Origin of the sequence: Pseudomonas sp. Teo4 (assembly GCF_034387475.1) — a bacterium.
GTDB lineage: Bacteria > Pseudomonadota > Gammaproteobacteria > Pseudomonadales > Pseudomonadaceae > Aquipseudomonas.
Window position 1 is genome coordinate 920,898 of the sequence record NZ_JAXCIL010000002.1, and the last position, 20,347, is coordinate 941,244.

A 20,347-nucleotide genomic window follows, 5' to 3' on the forward strand; every position below is an offset into this window, starting at 1 on the left:
GATGCCAATGGTCGGGCTAATCTAACTTTATTGTTAACTCGATATGTGTACTGCTTTCTTTGGTAGGCGACTTGATCCACCATACGCGCGGTTTGGGCGTTCACCGCCGTGTGAGCAGCGGTTTGACAAGCCTCCCTGCCTCTTACTAGTGTCATTGGATCCAACTTTCGTCATCGAGGCAGACTCCGCGTGGCCGAGAAATTCAAACTGAGCAACGTGCTGGTCAGCGAACAGATACCGGCGCACCTGGCCCGCAGCGTGATCGAAGAACGCCTGCGCAGTGCCATTCTTGACGGTCGTTTGCCACCCGGAACGGCTGTGCGCCAACAAGAACTTGCCACGTTGTTCGGTGTCAGCCGCATGCCTGTGCGTGAAGCATTGCGCCAACTGGAGGCGCAGTCGCTGCTCAAGGTGGAGATGCACAAAGGGGCCGTGGTGGCCCCCTTGATCGGCGAAGACGCGGTCGACACCTACGAACTGCGGGTTCTGCTCGAGACCGAAGCGCTGCGCCAATCGATTCCTCTGCTCGATGCCGACGACATTGCGCGGGCCCGCGGATACATCCAGCAGCTGGAAAACGAAACCAGCCACGCTGAAATCGGCCGTCTCAACCGCCTGTTCCATATGACCCTGTACAGCAAGGCACCCAACCAGAAATTGCTACGGCTGATCGAGAATGAGCTCAACGAAGAGGAACGCTTCCTGCGGTTTCACTTGTCTTCGATGGGGCTGGGCAAGTTGACCCAGGACGACCACAACGCCCTGGCCGACGCTGCCAGCGACAAGCTGGTGGACGAAGCGGTGGCTGTACTGGAAAAGCACCTGAACACTGCGGCTCGGGTTATCAGGGCGTACCTGGACAAGCAAACGGCTCGCTGAACAGCTACAGGCGCTCACAAGAAGGTTGCAAATTGGTCTCTGCCCGCCAACAATGAGACTAATTATCATTAACGCCATTTGACGGCTGCGCCCTTCTCCATGCCTTCCAACGACGCTGTGCATACGCTTTACAGTGAACATCACGGCTGGCTACACGCCTGGCTACGCAGCAAACTGGGCAACGCCGCCGATGCCGCCGACCTGGCTCAGGACACCTTCGTCCGCTTGCTGCAACGCCGCGAGCAGCTGGAGCTGCATACTCCGCGTGCCTTCCTGCGCACAGTGGCCCGCGGCCTGGTGATCGACCACTGGCGTCGCGAGGAGCTGCACAGGGCCTACCTCGAAGCCCTGGACCATCTGCCGGAAGCACAGGTGCCTTCTGCCGAAACCCGGGAGTTGTTGCTGGAGCTGCTGGAACGCATCGCCCGCATGCTCGATGGACTCAAACCTAAGGTGCGCCGCGCCTTCCTGCTGGCTCAATGCGATGGGCTGAGCCACAAGGCGATCGCTGAGCAGATGGGTATTTCGCTACGTTCCGTGGAGCGCCATATCGCTGACGCGCTCTACCATTGCTACCAGCTGCGCTACGACGACGAGCGTTGAGGCAATGACGGCCGCCCAACCCTCGCCCAAAGTGGTCAAACAGGCTATTCAGTGGATGCTGAGGCTGCGAGAGAGCGGCAACAGCCCAGCGCTGGCACAGCAATGCGAACAATGGCGTAGTGCGGAGCATGCACACGAACTGGCCTGGCAACGTGTTATTCACTTGCACCAGGACCTCGACCTGCGCGCCCTTCCCGGCGCAGGTGTTGCCCTGCAGACGCTAGAGACCAGCCAGCGGCGGCTGCATCGACGCCAAGCGCTCAAGTTGCTGGGCGGTGTCGCTCTGCTGGGGTCGGCGGGCTGGCTGGCCAAGGATCTCGAAACCGTAAGCGCCTGGACGTCCGACTACGCCACAGCTACCGGCGAGCAACGCAGTTTCCAACTACCGGATGGATCGCTGCTGCAGCTCAACACACGCAGTGCCGTGGACCTGACGTTCAATGACCGACAACGCCTGATCCGCCTCAAGCAAGGCGAACTGTTGCTCACCTGCAGTGCATTGGCGAACCCAGGCCGACCTTTGCTGGTTCAGACCCGCGATGCCCTGCTTGAGGGTTTTGCTGGACGCTTCGTGGTAAGGCAGGACAGCGCCTGCACCCATGTCAGCGTCGATCAAGGTCGAGTTGCCGTACACCGCCCCGATAATGGTGAGCTGCTATGGCTGGACAGCGGACAGGACTGGCGCCTGGACGAACTGGGTGCACATCGGCTTGAGCAGGTCGACATGGAGGCTGCCGCCTGGAGCGAAGGGCTGATCGTCACGCGCAACATGCGCCTGGCCGATTTCCTCGCCGAAGTGAGCCGCTATCGGCATGGTTTCCTCACTTGCAGTGACGATATCGCCGACTTGCGGTTGTCGGGTGTGTTCCGCCTGGAAAATCCTGAAACGTTGCTGCAACTGCTGCCGCAGACCATGCCTGTGCGGTTGAACCGGCGTACGCGTTGGTGGATTCGTCTGGAGCGAATGGCCTGAAGATCATCAGGGGAAATTTTCTGGCGGGTTTCAATCGCGAGTCCGGCTAGGACAGAAACAACCCTATCTGCCCAACGATTCGACGGACCCTTCCATGACCATCGCTTCACATCCCTCACACACCCATAGCAGGAATGATTCTCGACCTAACTTCGATTCGAGCCAATTGCGTAAGGCAGTTCAGGCCGCTCTGTTTGGCACGGCACTGGTCATGGGAGCAACCCCCATGCTGGCACACGCACAAGAGCCGGTGACGACGAGCCAGCCGTACGCCATTGCACCAGGTCCACTCGATGATGTACTCAACCAGTTCGCACGTCAGGCCGGCATCACTTTGTCGAGCACGCCGCAATTGACTGGCGAGCTTCAGTCAAACGGCCTGCAGGGCAGTTACCCGACCGCCGAAGCACTGCGTCAGTTACTCAACGGTACAGGCCTGGAAGCGGTCAGCGACGACGGCCGCACCTACATACTGCGCGCCCAGGTACAGGACGCGACACTGTCGTTGCCCAATACAGATGTGCGTGGCTTCACCCTCGGCAACGCGCTGGGCAGCATGGAGGGCTATAACGCCACCCACAGCCAGGTTGCGACCAAGACCAGCATGCCGCTGGTGGAAACGTCTCAGGCGGTTTCCGTCGTAACCCGTCAGCAGATGGACGATCAGGGCTCGCAGACCGTAGCCCAGGCCATGCGTTATACACCCGGCGTGCTGACCAACCCCTATGGTGCCACCCACCGCTACGACTATGTGGCCATGCGCGGCTTCAACGACGGCTCGGTGGACAACATCTACGTCGATGGCTTGAAGTCCATGGGAGACAACGGCACCTACAGCACGATGCAGGTTGACCCGTACTTCCTGGAGCGCATCGATATCCTCAAAGGCCCCTCCTCCGTGCTCTATGGCCGCAGTTCGCCTGGCGGGCTGGTGGCGTTGACCACCAAGAAGCCGCTGTTCACCCCCTACCACCAGGTCCAAGCCACCGTGGGCACCCAGGGACAACGCGGCATGGGCTTCGACTTCAGTGGCCCCCTGGATCAAGAGCAGCGAATCGCCTATCGCCTGACCGGCTTGGCGGACGCATCTGACACCCAGTTCGACCATAACAAGGAAGAACGCTACGCCATCGCGCCGGCGGTGAGTATCGACTTCAGCGAGGACACCTCGCTGACCCTGCAAGCGTACCTGCAGCATGACCCCAATGGCGGCTACCACGGCGGCAACCCTGCGGACGGCATGCTGCACCCGCGCAATGGGCTTCGGCTGTCGGATCACTTCTTCGAGGGCGAGCCAGACATCGACAACTTCGAGCGCACTCAACAGTCCTTCAGCTACCAGTTCGAACACCGCTTCAACGATGTCTTCACGGCCCGCCAAAACTTCCGGTATCAGGACTCGGACGTGTCGATGGACCAGATCTACTCGGCAGGTTGGGCGGACGCCACCAGCAACATTCTCAACAGGGCTTATACCGGCGGTGATGAGCGTCTGCACTCATTCATCATCGACAACATGCTGCAGGCGGAATTCTTCACCGGTGCCGCCAAGCACACCTTGCTGCTGGGTACCGACTACCAACGTCGCAAAGCGGATGTGACGTGGCGTTATGGCTCCGTAGACCCACTGGACGCGGGCAATCCGCAGTACGGCAATGGCAACCTACAGGTGCTGGGCGAAAACCACTACGAACGCCGTTTGCAGCAGACCGGGGTGTATCTTCAGGATCTGGTGGAGCTCGACCAGTGGCGGTTCTCCCTGGGCTTGCGTCAGGACTGGGTGAAGGTCTCCGAAGAGAATCGCGACACCGACAGCAAGGTGAGCGATGACCGCTCCAAATTCACCACCCGCGCCGGAGTGCTCTATCTGTTCGAGAATGGTATAGCGCCGTACCTGAGCTACTCCGAGTCGTTCAACCCGAATACGGTGTCCGACCAGAACGGCCGACCACTGGCCCCCACCGAAGGCACTCAGTGGGAAGCGGGCATCAAGTATCAACCTCCAGGTAGCGACAACTTGTTCACCGCATCGGTGTTCCGCATCGAGCAGGAGAACCTGGCGTCCAAACAACCAAACGAAGACTTCTACCGTCCCGTGGGTGAGGTGCGCTCACAAGGGTTGGAACTGGAAGCCCACGTACAGGTGACCGAGAACCTGAAGTTGCTGGGTGGTTATACCTTCACGGATGTCGAGTACTCCAAGTCGATGCCCAGCCTGGTGTCGACCAACTTGGACAACAAGGGTAACTCACCTACCCAGGCCCCCAAGCAGATGTACTCGCTGTGGGCCGACTACAACTTCCGCCAGGGCGCGCTCGATGGCCTGCGCCTGGGCGGTGGGGTCCGCTATGTGGGGTACAGCTGGGCAGATACGGAAAACAGCATGAAGGTGCCCTCCTATACCCTGTTCGACGCTTCGGTCGGGTATGACCTGGGCAAGGTTGGCCTGAAAGGAGTGGACGTCCGCCTCAATGCCAACAACCTGACCAATGAGACCTACATCACCTCGTGTGCCAGCTTGAACTACTGCTACATGGGTGAGGAGCGCAATGTCAGCGCAACCGTCAGCTATCAGTTCTGAGCGTGATCACCTGAAGCTGTAGCAACGTGGCTTAGAGCCAGAAAAGGAAAAGCCCCTGTCTGCAACGCAGACAGGGGCTTTTTATTTGAATCTTGACGATGACCTACTCTCACATGGGGAAACCCCACACTACCATCGGCGATGCATCGTTTCACTGCTGAGTTCGGGATGGGATCAGGTGGTTCCAATGCTCTATGGTCGTCAAGAAATTCTGTGTGCCGATCCGTCCTGTGGACGCCTCAGCGAAAATCTGTAACTTCTACTTAAAGACAAAACCCCTACCTGCATGCGCAGATAGGAGTTTTGCGAAATGAATCTTGACGATGACCTACTCTCACATGGGGAAACCCCACACTACCATCGGCGATGCATCGTTTCACTACTGAGTTCGGGATGGGATCAGGTGGTTCCAATGCTCTATGGTCGTCAAGAAATTCTGTAGCCAGAATGTCTTAGGAACACTCTTGGCGAATTCGGATATGTGAATTTGTGATGTTGCGAATTTTCGGTTCTTTCGTCTTCACCACCGCAATCTGCGTCAGCAAATTGCTTGGGTGTTATATGGTCAAGCCTCACGGGCAATTAGTATTGGTTAGCTCAACGCCTCACAGCGCTTACACACCCAACCTATCAACGTCGTAGTCTTCGACGGCCCTTTAGGGGATTCAAGATCCCAGTGAGATCTCATCTTGAGGCAAGTTTCCCGCTTAGATGCTTTCAGCGGTTATCTCTTCCGAACATAGCTACCCGGCAATGCCACTGGCGTGACAACCGGAACACCAGAGGTTCGTCCACTCCGGTCCTCTCGTACTAGGAGCAGCCCCTCTCAAATCTCAAACGTCCACGGCAGATAGGGACCGAACTGTCTCACGACGTTCTAAACCCAGCTCGCGTACCACTTTAAATGGCGAACAGCCATACCCTTGGGACCGGCTTCAGCCCCAGGATGTGATGAGCCGACATCGAGGTGCCAAACACCGCCGTCGATATGAACTCTTGGGCGGTATCAGCCTGTTATCCCCGGAGTACCTTTTATCCGTTGAGCGATGGCCCTTCCATACAGAACCACCGGATCACTAAGACCTACTTTCGTACCTGCTCGACGTGTTTGTCTCGCAGTCAAGCGCGCTTTTGCCTTTATACTCTACGACCGATTTCCGACCGGTCTGAGCGCACCTTCGTACTCCTCCGTTACTCTTTGGGAGGAGACCGCCCCAGTCAAACTACCCACCATACACTGTCCTCGATCCGGATAACGGACCTGAGTTAGAACCTCAAAGTTGCCAGGGTGGTATTTCAAGAATGGCTCCATGAGAACTGGCGTCCCCACTTCAAAGCCTCCCACCTATCCTACACAAGCAAATTCAAAGTCCAGTGCAAAGCTATAGTAAAGGTTCACGGGGTCTTTCCGTCTAGCCGCGGATACACTGCATCTTCACAGCGATTTCAATTTCACTGAGTCTCGGGTGGAGACAGCGCCGCCATCGTTACGCCATTCGTGCAGGTCGGAACTTACCCGACAAGGAATTTCGCTACCTTAGGACCGTTATAGTTACGGCCGCCGTTTACCGGGGCTTCGATCAAGAGCTTCGCTTGCGCTAACCCCATCAATTAACCTTCCGGCACCGGGCAGGCGTCACACCCTATACGTCCACTTTCGTGTTTGCAGAGTGCTGTGTTTTTAATAAACAGTCGCAGCGGCCTGGTATCTTCGACCGGCATGGGCTTACGGAGCAAGTCCTTAACCCTCGCCGGCGCACCTTCTCCCGAAGTTACGGTGCCATTTTGCCTAGTTCCTTCACCCGAGTTCTCTCAAGCGCCTTGGTATTCTCTACCCGACCACCTGTGTCGGTTTGGGGTACGGTTCCCAGTTATCTGAAGCTTAGGAGCTTTTCTTGGAAGCATGGCATCAACCACTTCGTCGCCTAATAGCAACTCGTCATCAGCTCTCGGCCTTGAAATCCCGGATTTGCCTAAGATCTCAGCCTACCACCTTAAACTTGGACAACCAACGCCAAGCTGGCCTAGCCTTCTCCGTCCCTCCATCGCAATAACTGGAAGTACAGGAATATTAACCTGTTTTCCATCGACTACGCTTTTCAGCCTCGCCTTAGGGACCGACTAACCCTGCGTCGATTAACGTTGCGCAGGAAACCTTGGTCTTTCGGCGTGGGAGTTTTTCACTCCCATTGTCGTTACTCATGTCAGCATTCGCACTTCTGATACCTCCAGCAAGCTTCTCAACTCACCTTCACAGGCTTACAGAACGCTCCTCTACCGCATCACCAAAGGTGATACCCGTAGCTTCGGTGCATGGTTTGAGCCCCGTTACATCTTCCGCGCAGGCCGACTCGACTAGTGAGCTATTACGCTTTCTTTAAAGGATGGCTGCTTCTAAGCCAACCTCCTAGCTGTCTAAGCCTTCCCACATCGTTTCCCACTTAACCATGACTTTGGGACCTTAGCTGACGGTCTGGGTTGTTTCCCTTTTCACGACGGACGTTAGCACCCGCCGTGTGTCTCCCATGCTCGGCACTTGTAGGTATTCGGAGTTTGCATCGGTTTGGTAAGTCGGGATGACCCCCTAGCCGAAACAGTGCTCTACCCCCTACAGTGATACATGAGGCGCTACCTAAATAGCTTTCGAGGAGAACCAGCTATCTCCGAGCTTGATTAGCCTTTCACTCCGATCCACAGGTCATCCGCTAACTTTTCAACGGTAGTCGGTTCGGTCCTCCAGTCAGTGTTACCTAACCTTCAACCTGCCCATGGATAGATCGCCCGGTTTCGGGTCTATACCCAGCGACTAAACGCCCTATTAAGACTCGCTTTCGCTACGCCTCCCCTATTCGGTTAAGCTCGCCACTGAATATAAGTCGCTGACCCATTATACAAAAGGTACGCAGTCACCTAACAAAGTAGGCTCCCACTGCTTGTACGCATACGGTTTCAGGTTCTATTTCACTCCCCTCTCCGGGGTTCTTTTCGCCTTTCCCTCACGGTACTGGTTCACTATCGGTCAGTCAGTAGTATTTAGCCTTGGAGGATGGTCCCCCCATGTTCAGACAAAGTTTCTCGTGCTCCGTCCTACTCGATTTCATTGATAAGAGATTTTCGTGTACGGGGCTATCACCCACTATGGCCACACTTTCCAGAGTGTTCCACTAATCTCAAACCAACTTAAGGGCTGGTCCCCGTTCGCTCGCCACTACTAAGGGAATCTCGGTTGATTTCTTTTCCTCAGGGTACTTAGATGTTTCAGTTCCCCTGGTTCGCCTCTTGTACCTATGTATTCAGTACAAGATAACCAGCTTATGCTGGCTGGGTTCCCCCATTCAGAGATCTCTGGATCACAGTCTGTTTGCCGACTCCCCAAAGCTTATCGCAGGCTACCACGTCTTTCATCGCCTCTGACTGCCAAGGCATCCACCGTATGCGCTTCTTCACTTGACCATATAACCCCAAGCAATCTGGTTATACTGTGAAGACGACATTCGCCGAAAATTCGCATGTTGCTCAATTAAGAGCAAAACTCACAAATTTTACCTTAGCCTGATATCCACCAGTGAAAGTGGCTATCAGTCTATCTATCACATATCCGAATTTTTAAAGAACGATCTGACAAAAGTCAGAAATCAACATTCGAACTGAATGTTCATTTCTAAGTTCTGACAAGTTACTGCGTAAGTGGTGGAGCCAAGCGGGATCGAACCGCTGACCTCCTGCGTGCAAGGCAGGCGCTCTCCCAGCTGAGCTATGGCCCCGTATTCTACGGCTGAACCATGTAATGGTAGGTCTGGGCAGATTTGAACTGCCGACCTCACCCTTATCAGGGGTGCGCTCTAACCAACTGAGCTACAGACCTATAACAGGTTCGCGTTACAGCATCGTCTTTATACAAAGAATCAAGCAATTCGTGTGGGAGCTCATCAGTAGGCTGATGTCGTCGATTAAGGAGGTGATCCAGCCGCAGGTTCCCCTACGGCTACCTTGTTACGACTTCACCCCAGTCATGAATCACACCGTGGTAACCGTCCTCCCGAAGGTTAGACTAGCTACTTCTGGTGCAACCCACTCCCATGGTGTGACGGGCGGTGTGTACAAGGCCCGGGAACGTATTCACCGCGACATTCTGATTCGCGATTACTAGCGATTCCGACTTCACGCAGTCGAGTTGCAGACTGCGATCCGGACTACGATCGGTTTTGTGAGATTAGCTCCACCTCGCGGCTTGGCAACCCTCTGTACCGACCATTGTAGCACGTGTGTAGCCCAGGCCGTAAGGGCCATGATGACTTGACGTCATCCCCACCTTCCTCCGGTTTGTCACCGGCAGTCTCCTTAGAGTGCCCACCATAACGTGCTGGTAACTAAGGACAAGGGTTGCGCTCGTTACGGGACTTAACCCAACATCTCACGACACGAGCTGACGACAGCCATGCAGCACCTGTGTCAGAGTTCCCGAAGGCACCAATCCATCTCTGGAAAGTTCTCTGCATGTCAAGGCCTGGTAAGGTTCTTCGCGTTGCTTCGAATTAAACCACATGCTCCACCGCTTGTGCGGGCCCCCGTCAATTCATTTGAGTTTTAACCTTGCGGCCGTACTCCCCAGGCGGTCAACTTAATGCGTTAGCTGCGCCACTAAAATCTCAAGGATTCCAACGGCTAGTTGACATCGTTTACGGCGTGGACTACCAGGGTATCTAATCCTGTTTGCTCCCCACGCTTTCGCACCTCAGTGTCAGTATCAGTCCAGGTGGTCGCCTTCGCCACTGGTGTTCCTTCCTATATCTACGCATTTCACCGCTACACAGGAAATTCCACCACCCTCTACCGTACTCTAGCTCGCCAGTTTTGGATGCAGTTCCCAGGTTGAGCCCGGGGCTTTCACATCCAACTTAACGAACCACCTACGCGCGCTTTACGCCCAGTAATTCCGATTAACGCTTGCACCCTCTGTATTACCGCGGCTGCTGGCACAGAGTTAGCCGGTGCTTATTCTGTCGGTAACGTCAAAACAGCAAGGTATTAACTTACTGCCCTTCCTCCCAACTTAAAGTGCTTTACAATCCGAAGACCTTCTTCACACACGCGGCATGGCTGGATCAGGCTTTCGCCCATTGTCCAATATTCCCCACTGCTGCCTCCCGTAGGAGTCTGGACCGTGTCTCAGTTCCAGTGTGACTGATCATCCTCTCAGACCAGTTACGGATCGTCGCCTTGGTGAGCCATTACCTCACCAACTAGCTAATCCGACCTAGGCTCATCTGATAGCGCAAGGCCCGAAGGTCCCCTGCTTTCTCCCGTAGGACGTATGCGGTATTAGCGTTCCTTTCGAAACGTTGTCCCCCACTACCAGGCAGATTCCTAGGCATTACTCACCCGTCCGCCGCTGAATCAAGGAGCAAGCTCCCGTCATCCGCTCGACTTGCATGTGTTAGGCCTGCCGCCAGCGTTCAATCTGAGCCATGATCAAACTCTTCAGTTCAATACTGCTTGGGTTTTTAAGAAACCCTAAACTTGGCTCAGCAATCTCAAATGACTATGTGATTTCTCGCATGGCCACTTGTGATGCTGATAATCTTTGTGACTATCAGTCCGTACTCACAAGCACCCACACGAATTGCTTGATTCGATTTGTTAAAGAGCGTTTGGTTAAGAGCTTTTCGTCTCAACCGAGGCGCGAATTCTACGCTTTCCTCATGGCCTGTCAAGCGTTTATTTTGAAGTTTTTGCGAGAAACTCGTTTAGCTTCAAACACTTAACTCGCTTCGATCTCTCGTCGCGGGAGGTGAATGATACAGCATTCAAAAACGCTGTCAACCACCTTTTTACCACCACCGGTTGGCCATTCAGCCGACCAGGAGAAGCGATAGCTTCTACTTAAAGACAAAACCCCTACCTGCATATGCAGATAGGGGTTTTGCGAAATAAATCTTGACGATGACCTACTCTCACATGGGGAAACCCCACACTACCATCGGCGATGCATCGTTTCACTACTGAGTTCGGGATGGGATCAGGTGGTTCCAATGCTCTATGGTCGTCAAGAAATTCTGTAGCCAGAATGTCTTAGGAACACTCTTGGCGAATTCGGATATGTGAATTTGTGATGTTACGAATTTTCGGTTCTTTCGTCTTCACCACCGCAATCTGCGTCAGCAAATTGCTTGGGTGTTATATGGTCAAGCCTCACGGGCAATTAGTATTGGTTAGCTCAACGCCTCACAGCGCTTACACACCCAACCTATCAACGTCGTAGTCTTCGACGGCCCTTTAGGGGATTCAAGATCCCAGTGAGATCTCATCTTGAGGCAAGTTTCCCGCTTAGATGCTTTCAGCGGTTATCTCTTCCGAACATAGCTACCCGGCAATGCCACTGGCGTGACAACCGGAACACCAGAGGTTCGTCCACTCCGGTCCTCTCGTACTAGGAGCAGCCCCTCTCAAATCTCAAACGTCCACGGCAGATAGGGACCGAACTGTCTCACGACGTTCTAAACCCAGCTCGCGTACCACTTTAAATGGCGAACAGCCATACCCTTGGGACCGGCTTCAGCCCCAGGATGTGATGAGCCGACATCGAGGTGCCAAACACCGCCGTCGATATGAACTCTTGGGCGGTATCAGCCTGTTATCCCCGGAGTACCTTTTATCCGTTGAGCGATGGCCCTTCCATACAGAACCACCGGATCACTAAGACCTACTTTCGTACCTGCTCGACGTGTTTGTCTCGCAGTCAAGCGCGCTTTTGCCTTTATACTCTACGACCGATTTCCGACCGGTCTGAGCGCACCTTCGTACTCCTCCGTTACTCTTTGGGAGGAGACCGCCCCAGTCAAACTACCCACCATACACTGTCCTCGATCCGGATAACGGACCTGAGTTAGAACCTCAAAGTTGCCAGGGTGGTATTTCAAGAATGGCTCCATGAGAACTGGCGTCCCCACTTCAAAGCCTCCCACCTATCCTACACAAGCAAATTCAAAGTCCAGTGCAAAGCTATAGTAAAGGTTCACGGGGTCTTTCCGTCTAGCCGCGGATACACTGCATCTTCACAGCGATTTCAATTTCACTGAGTCTCGGGTGGAGACAGCGCCGCCATCGTTACGCCATTCGTGCAGGTCGGAACTTACCCGACAAGGAATTTCGCTACCTTAGGACCGTTATAGTTACGGCCGCCGTTTACCGGGGCTTCGATCAAGAGCTTCGCTTGCGCTAACCCCATCAATTAACCTTCCGGCACCGGGCAGGCGTCACACCCTATACGTCCACTTTCGTGTTTGCAGAGTGCTGTGTTTTTAATAAACAGTCGCAGCGGCCTGGTATCTTCGACCGGCATGGGCTTACGGAGCAAGTCCTTAACCCTCGCCGGCGCACCTTCTCCCGAAGTTACGGTGCCATTTTGCCTAGTTCCTTCACCCGAGTTCTCTCAAGCGCCTTGGTATTCTCTACCCGACCACCTGTGTCGGTTTGGGGTACGGTTCCCAGTTATCTGAAGCTTAGGAGCTTTTCTTGGAAGCATGGCATCAACCACTTCGTCGCCTAAAGGCAACTCGTCATCAGCTCTCGGCCTTGAGATCCCGGATTTGCCTAAGATCTCAGCCTACCACCTTAAACTTGGACAACCAACGCCAAGCTGGCCTAGCCTTCTCCGTCCCTCCATCGCAATAACTGGAAGTACAGGAATATTAACCTGTTTTCCATCGACTACGCTTTTCAGCCTCGCCTTAGGGACCGACTAACCCTGCGTCGATTAACGTTGCGCAGGAAACCTTGGTCTTTCGGCGTGGGAGTTTTTCACTCCCATTGTCGTTACTCATGTCAGCATTCGCACTTCTGATACCTCCAGCAAGCTTCTCAACTCACCTTCACAGGCTTACAGAACGCTCCTCTACCGCATCACCAGAGGTGATACCCGTAGCTTCGGTGCATGGTTTGAGCCCCGTTACATCTTCCGCGCAGGCCGACTCGACTAGTGAGCTATTACGCTTTCTTTAAAGGATGGCTGCTTCTAAGCCAACCTCCTAGCTGTCTAAGCCTTCCCACATCGTTTCCCACTTAACCATGACTTTGGGACCTTAGCTGACGGTCTGGGTTGTTTCCCTTTTCACGACGGACGTTAGCACCCGCCGTGTGTCTCCCATGCTCGGCACTTGTAGGTATTCGGAGTTTGCATCGGTTTGGTAAGTCGGGATGACCCCCTAGCCGAAACAGTGCTCTACCCCCTACAGTGATACATGAGGCGCTACCTAAATAGCTTTCGAGGAGAACCAGCTATCTCCGAGCTTGATTAGCCTTTCACTCCGATCCACAGGTCATCCGCTAACTTTTCAACGGTAGTCGGTTCGGTCCTCCAGTCAGTGTTACCTAACCTTCAACCTGCCCATGGATAGATCGCCCGGTTTCGGGTCTATACCCAGCGACTAAACGCCCTATTAAGACTCGCTTTCGCTACGCCTCCCCTATTCGGTTAAGCTCGCCACTGAATATAAGTCGCTGACCCATTATACAAAAGGTACGCAGTCACCTAACAAAGTAGGCTCCCACTGCTTGTACGCATACGGTTTCAGGTTCTATTTCACTCCCCTCTCCGGGGTTCTTTTCGCCTTTCCCTCACGGTACTGGTTCACTATCGGTCAGTCAGTAGTATTTAGCCTTGGAGGATGGTCCCCCCATGTTCAGACAAAGTTTCTCGTGCTCCGTCCTACTCGATTTCATTGATAAGAGATTTTCGTGTACGGGGCTATCACCCACTATGGCCACACTTTCCAGAGTGTTCCACTAATCTCAAACCAACTTAAGGGCTGGTCCCCGTTCGCTCGCCACTACTAAGGGAATCTCGGTTGATTTCTTTTCCTCAGGGTACTTAGATGTTTCAGTTCCCCTGGTTCGCCTCTTGTACCTATGTATTCAGTACAAGATAACCAGCTTATGCTGGCTGGGTTCCCCCATTCAGAGATCTCTGGATCACAGTCTGTTTGCCGACTCCCCAAAGCTTATCGCAGGCTACCACGTCTTTCATCGCCTCTGACTGCCAAGGCATCCACCGTATGCGCTTCTTCACTTGACCATATAACCCCAAGCAATCTGGTTATACTGTGAAGACGACATTCGCCGAAAATTCGCATGTTGCTCAATTAAGAGCAGAACTCACAAATTTTACCTTAGCCTGATATCCACCAGTGAAAGTGGTTATCAGTCTATATCTATCACATATCCGAATTTTTAAAGAACGATCTGACAAAAGTCAGAAATCAACATTCGATGCGAATGCTCATTTCCGAGTTCTGATCAGGAACAACATTAGATCCCTATGGGATCTTGATCGTCTTCTACAATGAATCAAGCAATTCGTGTGGGAGCTCATCAGTAGGCTGATGTCGTCGATTAAGGAGGTGATCCAGCCGCAGGTTCCCCTACGGCTACCTTGTTACGACTTCACCCCAGTCATGAATCACACCGTGGTAACCGTCCTCCCGAAGGTTAGACTAGCTACTTCTGGTGCAACCCACTCCCATGGTGTGACGGGCGGTGTGTACAAGGCCCGGGAACGTATTCACCGCGACATTCTGATTCGCGATTACTAGCGATTCCGACTTCACGCAGTCGAGTTGCAGACTGCGATCCGGACTACGATCGGTTTTGTGAGATTAGCTCCACCTCGCGGCTTGGCAACCCTCTGTACCGACCATTGTAGCACGTGTGTAGCCCAGGCCGTAAGGGCCATGATGACTTGACGTCATCCCCACCTTCCTCCGGTTTGTCACCGGCAGTCTCCTTAGAGTGCCCACCATAACGTGCTGGTAACTAAGGACAAGGGTTGCGCTCGTTACGGGACTTAACCCAACATCTCACGACACGAGCTGACGACAGCCATGCAGCACCTGTGTCAGAGTTCCCGAAGGCACCAATCCATCTCTGGAAAGTTCTCTGCATGTCAAGGCCTGGTAAGGTTCTTCGCGTTGCTTCGAATTAAACCACATGCTCCACCGCTTGTGCGGGCCCCCGTCAATTCATTTGAGTTTTAACCTTGCGGCCGTACTCCCCAGGCGGTCAACTTAATGCGTTAGCTGCGCCACTAAAATCTCAAGGATTCCAACGGCTAGTTGACATCGTTTACGGCGTGGACTACCAGGGTATCTAATCCTGTTTGCTCCCCACGCTTTCGCACCTCAGTGTCAGTATCAGTCCAGGTGGTCGCCTTCGCCACTGGTGTTCCTTCCTATATCTACGCATTTCACCGCTACACAGGAAATTCCACCACCCTCTACCGTACTCTAGCTCGCCAGTTTTGGATGCAGTTCCCAGGTTGAGCCCGGGGCTTTCACATCCAACTTAACGAACCACCTACGCGCGCTTTACGCCCAGTAATTCCGATTAACGCTTGCACCCTCTGTATTACCGCGGCTGCTGGCACAGAGTTAGCCGGTGCTTATTCTGTCGGTAACGTCAAAACAGCAAGGTATTAACTTACTGCCCTTCCTCCCAACTTAAAGTGCTTTACAATCCGAAGACCTTCTTCACACACGCGGCATGGCTGGATCAGGCTTTCGCCCATTGTCCAATATTCCCCACTGCTGCCTCCCGTAGGAGTCTGGACCGTGTCTCAGTTCCAGTGTGACTGATCATCCTCTCAGACCAGTTACGGATCGTCGCCTTGGTGAGCCATTACCTCACCAACTAGCTAATCCGACCTAGGCTCATCTGATAGCGCAAGGCCCGAAGGTCCCCTGCTTTCTCCCGTAGGACGTATGCGGTATTAGCGTTCCTTTCGAAACGTTGTCCCCCACTACCAGGCAGATTCCTAGGCATTACTCACCCGTCCGCCGCTGAATCAAGGAGCAAGCTCCCGTCATCCGCTCGACTTGCATGTGTTAGGCCTGCCGCCAGCGTTCAATCTGAGCCATGATCAAACTCTTCAGTTCAATACTGCTTGGGTTTTTAAGAAACCCTAAACTTGGCTCAGCAATCTCAAATGACTATGTGATTTCTCGCATGGCCACTTGTGATGCTGATAATCTTTGTGACTATCAGTCCGTACTCACAAGCACCCACACGAATTGCTTGATTCGATTTGTTAAAGAGCGTTTGGTTAAGAGTGTTTCGTCTCAACCGAGGCGCGCATTCTACGCTTTCCTCATTTGCTGTCAAGTGTTTATTTTGAAGTTTTTTGCGAGAAACTCGTTTAGCTTCAAACACTTGGCTCGCTGCGATCTCTCGTAGCGGGAGGCGAATAATACAGCGTTTAAAAACGTTGTCAACCACCTCTTTCAGCGCTTCTTTCTGCTTTCGAAACGCTCAACCTGTTGATTAACAAGGAGTTTTTCGTTTCGACTGCGTCGGAAGTGGGGCGCATTATAAGGGGATTCGAAAGCCCGTCAACCCTTAATTTCAAGAAACCTTAACATCGCTGAAAAGCGAAGCGGGGAGGCCTGACGGCCTCCCCGCTTTTCAGTCTAAGCAGACGGCTCTAGAGCACACCTGCACGGCGCAACCGCTGCACCTCTGCGCCATCCAGGCCCAGTACATCCTCCAACACCATCTCGGTATGCTCACCCAGCAGCGGTGGCGCCCGACGATACTCCACCGGCGTCTGCGACAACCGTATTGGGCTGGCCACCTGCGGAACGCTGCCCGCCAAAGGGTGAGCAAGACTCACCGCCAGCCCACGCGCAAGCACCTGTGGGTCCTGGAACATCTGCGCCAAATCGTTGATCGGCCCGCACGGCACGCCAGCCGCTTCCAGCTGACTGACCCACTCGGCCGTGGTCTTGAACACAGTAGCCTGCCGGATCAACGGGATCAGTTCAGCGCGGTTGGCCACTCGCTGCTTATTAGTGGTGAAACGCGGATCATCCGCCCACTGAGGCTGCCCGGCCACTTCGGCAAACTTGCGAAACTGCCCATCATTTCCCACGGTAAGAATGAAATCCCCATCCGCCGTCGGGAAGTCCTGATAAGGCACGATGTTGGGATGAGCATTGCCCAGCCGTTTAGGTGGAGCACCTGTTGTCAGGTAGTTCATGGCTTGGTTGGCCAGACAGGCCACCTGCACATCCAGCAATGCCATATCGATGTACTGCCCGATGCCCGCCTGGTCACGGTGGGCGAGGGCGGCCAGTATCGCCACGGTGGAATACAGCCCAGTCAGAATGTCGGTAAGCGCCACCCCCACCTTGACTGGCCCGGCGCCTTCTTCACCCTCGGAGCGCCCGGTCAGACTCATCAGCCCACCCAGCCCCTGGATCATGAAATCGTAGCCAGCTCGTTTGGCGTATGGCCCGGTCTGGCCGAAACCGGTGATCGAGCAATAGATCAGATTCGGGTTCACCGCTTTGAGGCTTTGGTAATCCAACCCATAGGAGGCCAAACCGCCGACCTTGAAATTTTCGATGACAATGTCCGACTTCGCAGCCAACTCACGCACCAGGCGCTGGCCTTCAGGCTGAGTGAAGTCAATGGTCACCGAGCGCTTGTTACGGTTGGCCGAGAGATAATAAGCAGCCTCACTGGTGCTCTCGCCTCGGGCATCCTTAAGGAAGGGCGGACCCCAAGCCCGAGTATCGTCACCACTACCTGGTCGCTCGACCTTGATCACATCAGCACCAAGGTCTGCCAGGATCTGGCCGGCCCAGGGCCCGGCCAACACACGCGAAAGGTCTAGTACCCGCAGATGTGAAAGCGCGCCCATGGGCTGGCTCCTTATCAGTAGAAGGCCTGAATGCCGGTCTGTGCACGACCAAGGATCAGCGCATGCACGTCATGGGTACCCTCATAGGTATTGACGACCTCCAGGTTCACCAGATGACGGGCAACGCCGAATTCGTCGGAGATGCCATTGCCACCCAACATGTCACGTGCCATGCGCGCGATGTCCAGCGCCTTGCCACATGAGTTGCGCTTCATGATCGAGGTGATTTCGACGGCAGCCGTGCCTTCATCCTTCATGCGCCCCAGGCGCAGGCATCCCTGCAGTGCCAGCGTGATCTCTGTCTGCATGTCAGCCAGCTTCTTCTGGATCAATTGGTTGGCCGCCAGTGGGCGCCCGAATTGCTGCCGATCCAGGGTGTACTGGCGCGCAGTGTGCCAGCAGGCCTCTGCAGCACCGAGGGCGCCCCAGGAGATGCCGTAGCGGGCAGAGTTCAGGCAGGTGAACGGGCCCTTCAGGCCGCGGACATCCGGGAAGATGTTCTCCTCGGGCACAAAGACGTTATCCATCACGATCTCGCCGGTGATCGATGCACGCAGGCCAACCTTGCCGTGAATCGCCGGAGCACTGAGGCCTGCCCAGCCTTTCTCCAGGACGAAACCACGGATGTCGCCCGCATCATCCTTGGCCCAGACCACGAATACATCGGCAATCGGGCTGTTGGTGATCCACATCTTGCTGCCGCTCAGCCGGTAGCCTCCTTCGACCTTCCTAGCACGGGTAATCATCGAACCTGGGTCGGAGCCATGGTTAGGCTCGGTCAGACCGAAGCAACCAATCCACTCGCCGCTGGCAAGCTTTGGCAGGTACTTCTGTTTTTGTGCCTCGGTGCCGAACTCGTTGATCGGCACCATCACCAGGGATGACTGAACGCTCATCATTGAACGGTAACCCGAGTCGATACGCTCAACCTCACGGGCGATCAGCCCATAGCACACGTAGTTCAGGCCACTGCCGCCGTACTGCTCGGGGATGGTCGCACCCAGCAGACCGACTTCGCCCATTTCACGGAAGATCGCCGGATCGGTTTGCTCATGCCGGAATGCCTCGAGTACGCGAGGCGCCAGCTTGTCCTGGGCGAACTGATAAGCGCTGTCACGCACCATGCGCTCTTCTTCAGTGAGCTGCTGATCGAGCAGCAGTGGGTCGATCCAGTTGAAGCTTGCTTTACCGGCCATGAGCGAAATCCTCGTAATGGGGGAGGTGATTCTTGTGCCTTTGATCCTAGGCCTGATCCGCCACCTCGACAAACGAGGATTGCGCACGATTAAGTGATATTTTGTCACTCCGTAATCAGAAAAAACGCCATATTGTCTGCCGAACAAGTGAGGTTGACGTACATGCGCCGCAAGATCCCCAGCACCACCGCCCTGGTCTGCTTTGAAGCCGCCGCCCGCCACGAGAGCTTTACCAAGGCCGCCCATGAGCTGGCCCTGACCCAAGGCGCCGTCTGTCGGCAGATAGGCGGCCTTGAGGCGTTTCTCAATGTGGAGCTGTTCCGTCGTTCGCGACGCGGCGTGAAGCTGACCGAAGCGGGCCTGTCCTATAGCCGCCAGGTTGCCGCGCAGCTGGATGCGGTGGAGCGTGACACGCTGTCGGTCATGCGCCAGCAGGGCGCCAATGTGATCGAACTGGCGGTGGTGCCAACCTTCGGTACCCGATGGCTGCTGCCTCGGCTCAAAGACTTCCAGCACCGCAACCCGGACGTCACCGTCAACCTCACCAACCGTACCCGGCCATTTCTGTTCGCCGACACTACTTTCGACGCAGCCATCTATTTCGGCGATGCCGACTGGTCCGGCACTCACGCCCACCGCCTGATGGGCGAAAACCCAGTTCCCGTGTGCAGCCCGCGACTGCTGGACGGCAAGGACGAGCTGGACGCACGACGCATCAGCGAACTGCCACTGTTGCAACAAACCACCCGGCCTTACGCCTGGCGGCAATGGTTCGGCAGCCTGGGGATGAATGTCGAAGGCGACATGACAGGCCCGCGCTATGAACTATTCTCCATGCTGGCCCAAGCGGCCATGCACGAAATGGGCATCGCGCTGATTCCGCCGTTCCTGATCCAACGCGAGCTGGAGGAGGGCAGATTGGTGCAGGCCAACCAGCACGCACTGACCAGCGACAAGGCCTATTACCTGATGATTCCCGAGCGAAAGGTCGAATCAGCCTCGCTGCGCGCCTTCCGTGACTGGCTGATCGAGCAGGCACAGCACTTCACTGCATCGCACAAAGGGCAAGCGCCTTTCCGACATTTGTAGTCAATTATTTTAAACACCTACAGATATAAGTATTTGTCGCATAACAGCAAACTGTTCAGGTGAATCGAAAAACCCCCTCAAAGCTGCCAAGCACGCGGCCTGTAGCTAAATTTGCGACATTTACAGGCCCTTCCGCGAAATCACTGCAAAAAATTTCAAAATTTCCCCTAATCTGCCAATAGCCCGTATTTGACGGGCTGCAGCCCAACCGCTGCGACATGCGGTCACAGGGTGACTTGTAGTTTTAACTTCGTATCGCTCCAGAACTGGTTGAAGGCCCCTGGGTTCGTCTGCAAAATGCTTCGCCCGCCCGGATTCAGGCGGCTTGGCGC

7 protein-coding genes, 2 tRNA genes and 7 rRNA genes are annotated in these 20,347 nt (G+C 54.7%); 5 read left to right on the plus strand and 11 right to left on the minus strand.

From position 1 onward, the window contains the following. Positions 1–189 precede the first annotated feature (189 nt). The 4 genes from PspTeo4_RS20395 to PspTeo4_RS20410 all read left to right on the plus strand — a co-directional run bounded on the left by PspTeo4_RS20395 (position 190) and on the right by PspTeo4_RS20410 (position 5,036). On the plus strand, positions 190–879 hold the full coding sequence (locus PspTeo4_RS20395; RefSeq protein WP_322365759.1) for a GntR family transcriptional regulator: 690 nt from the start codon (positions 190–192) through the stop codon (positions 877–879). Positions 880–978: 99 nt separating this feature from the next. After that, positions 979–1,482: a sigma-70 family RNA polymerase sigma factor gene (locus PspTeo4_RS20400; protein WP_322365760.1), complete on the plus strand. Its 504-nt coding sequence runs from the start codon at positions 979–981 to the stop codon at positions 1,480–1,482. A gap of 4 nt (positions 1,483–1,486) precedes the next feature. After that, complete coding sequence (locus PspTeo4_RS20405; protein ID WP_322365761.1) at positions 1,487–2,455, plus strand: FecR family protein; 969 nt, start codon at positions 1,487–1,489, stop codon at positions 2,453–2,455. A gap of 166 nt (positions 2,456–2,621) precedes the next feature. After that, positions 2,622–5,036 carry a TonB-dependent siderophore receptor gene (locus tag PspTeo4_RS20410; protein ID WP_416196969.1) on the plus strand — a complete coding sequence of 805 codons (2,415 nt, stop codon included), beginning with the start codon at positions 2,622–2,624 and terminating at the stop codon, positions 5,034–5,036. 90 nt (positions 5,037–5,126) lie between these two features. On the opposite strand, the gene rrf (PspTeo4_RS20415) is transcribed toward PspTeo4_RS20410, so the two are convergent. From rrf (PspTeo4_RS20415) to PspTeo4_RS20465, 11 genes are all read right to left on the minus strand, one after another. Further along, positions 5,127–5,242 (minus strand): 5S ribosomal RNA (gene rrf / locus PspTeo4_RS20415). Between the two features lie 109 nt (positions 5,243–5,351). Continuing rightward, positions 5,352–5,467 (minus strand): 5S ribosomal RNA (rrf, locus tag PspTeo4_RS20420). Positions 5,468–5,597: 130 nt separating this feature from the next. Continuing rightward, positions 5,598–8,489: ribosomal RNA gene (locus PspTeo4_RS20425) — 23S ribosomal RNA — on the minus strand. 235 nt (positions 8,490–8,724) lie between these two features. Next, positions 8,725–8,800, minus strand: a tRNA-Ala gene (locus PspTeo4_RS20430). Positions 8,801–8,824: 24 nt separating this feature from the next. After that, positions 8,825–8,901 (minus strand) — tRNA-Ile (locus PspTeo4_RS20435). An 86-nt stretch (positions 8,902–8,987) separates the two neighbouring features. Then, positions 8,988–10,524, minus strand: a 16S ribosomal RNA gene (locus PspTeo4_RS20440). Positions 10,525–10,971: 447 nt separating this feature from the next. Continuing rightward, positions 10,972–11,087, minus strand: a 5S ribosomal RNA gene (gene rrf / locus PspTeo4_RS20445). Between the two features lie 130 nt (positions 11,088–11,217). Next, positions 11,218–14,109: ribosomal RNA gene (locus PspTeo4_RS20450) — 23S ribosomal RNA — on the minus strand. A 318-nt stretch (positions 14,110–14,427) separates the two neighbouring features. After that, positions 14,428–15,964, minus strand: a 16S ribosomal RNA gene (locus PspTeo4_RS20455). Together the 16S, 23S and 5S rRNA genes with 2 tRNA genes alongside form the textbook arrangement of a ribosomal RNA operon. A gap of 545 nt (positions 15,965–16,509) precedes the next feature. Beyond that, on the minus strand, positions 16,510–17,730 hold the full coding sequence (locus tag PspTeo4_RS20460) for a CaiB/BaiF CoA-transferase family protein (RefSeq protein ID WP_322365763.1): 1,221 nt from the start codon (positions 17,728–17,730) through the stop codon (positions 16,510–16,512). Positions 17,731–17,744: 14 nt separating this feature from the next. Further along, positions 17,745–18,926 (minus strand): acyl-CoA dehydrogenase, encoded by a 1,182-nt coding sequence (locus PspTeo4_RS20465; protein WP_322365764.1) that lies wholly within the window; start codon positions 18,924–18,926, stop codon positions 17,745–17,747. Positions 18,927–19,088: 162 nt separating this feature from the next. Here PspTeo4_RS20465 and PspTeo4_RS20470 point away from each other — a divergent pair, with 162 nt between their 5' ends. Beyond that, positions 19,089–20,015 (plus strand): LysR family transcriptional regulator, encoded by a 927-nt coding sequence (locus tag PspTeo4_RS20470; RefSeq protein WP_322365765.1) that lies wholly within the window; start codon positions 19,089–19,091, stop codon positions 20,013–20,015. Positions 20,016–20,347 lie beyond the last annotated feature (332 nt).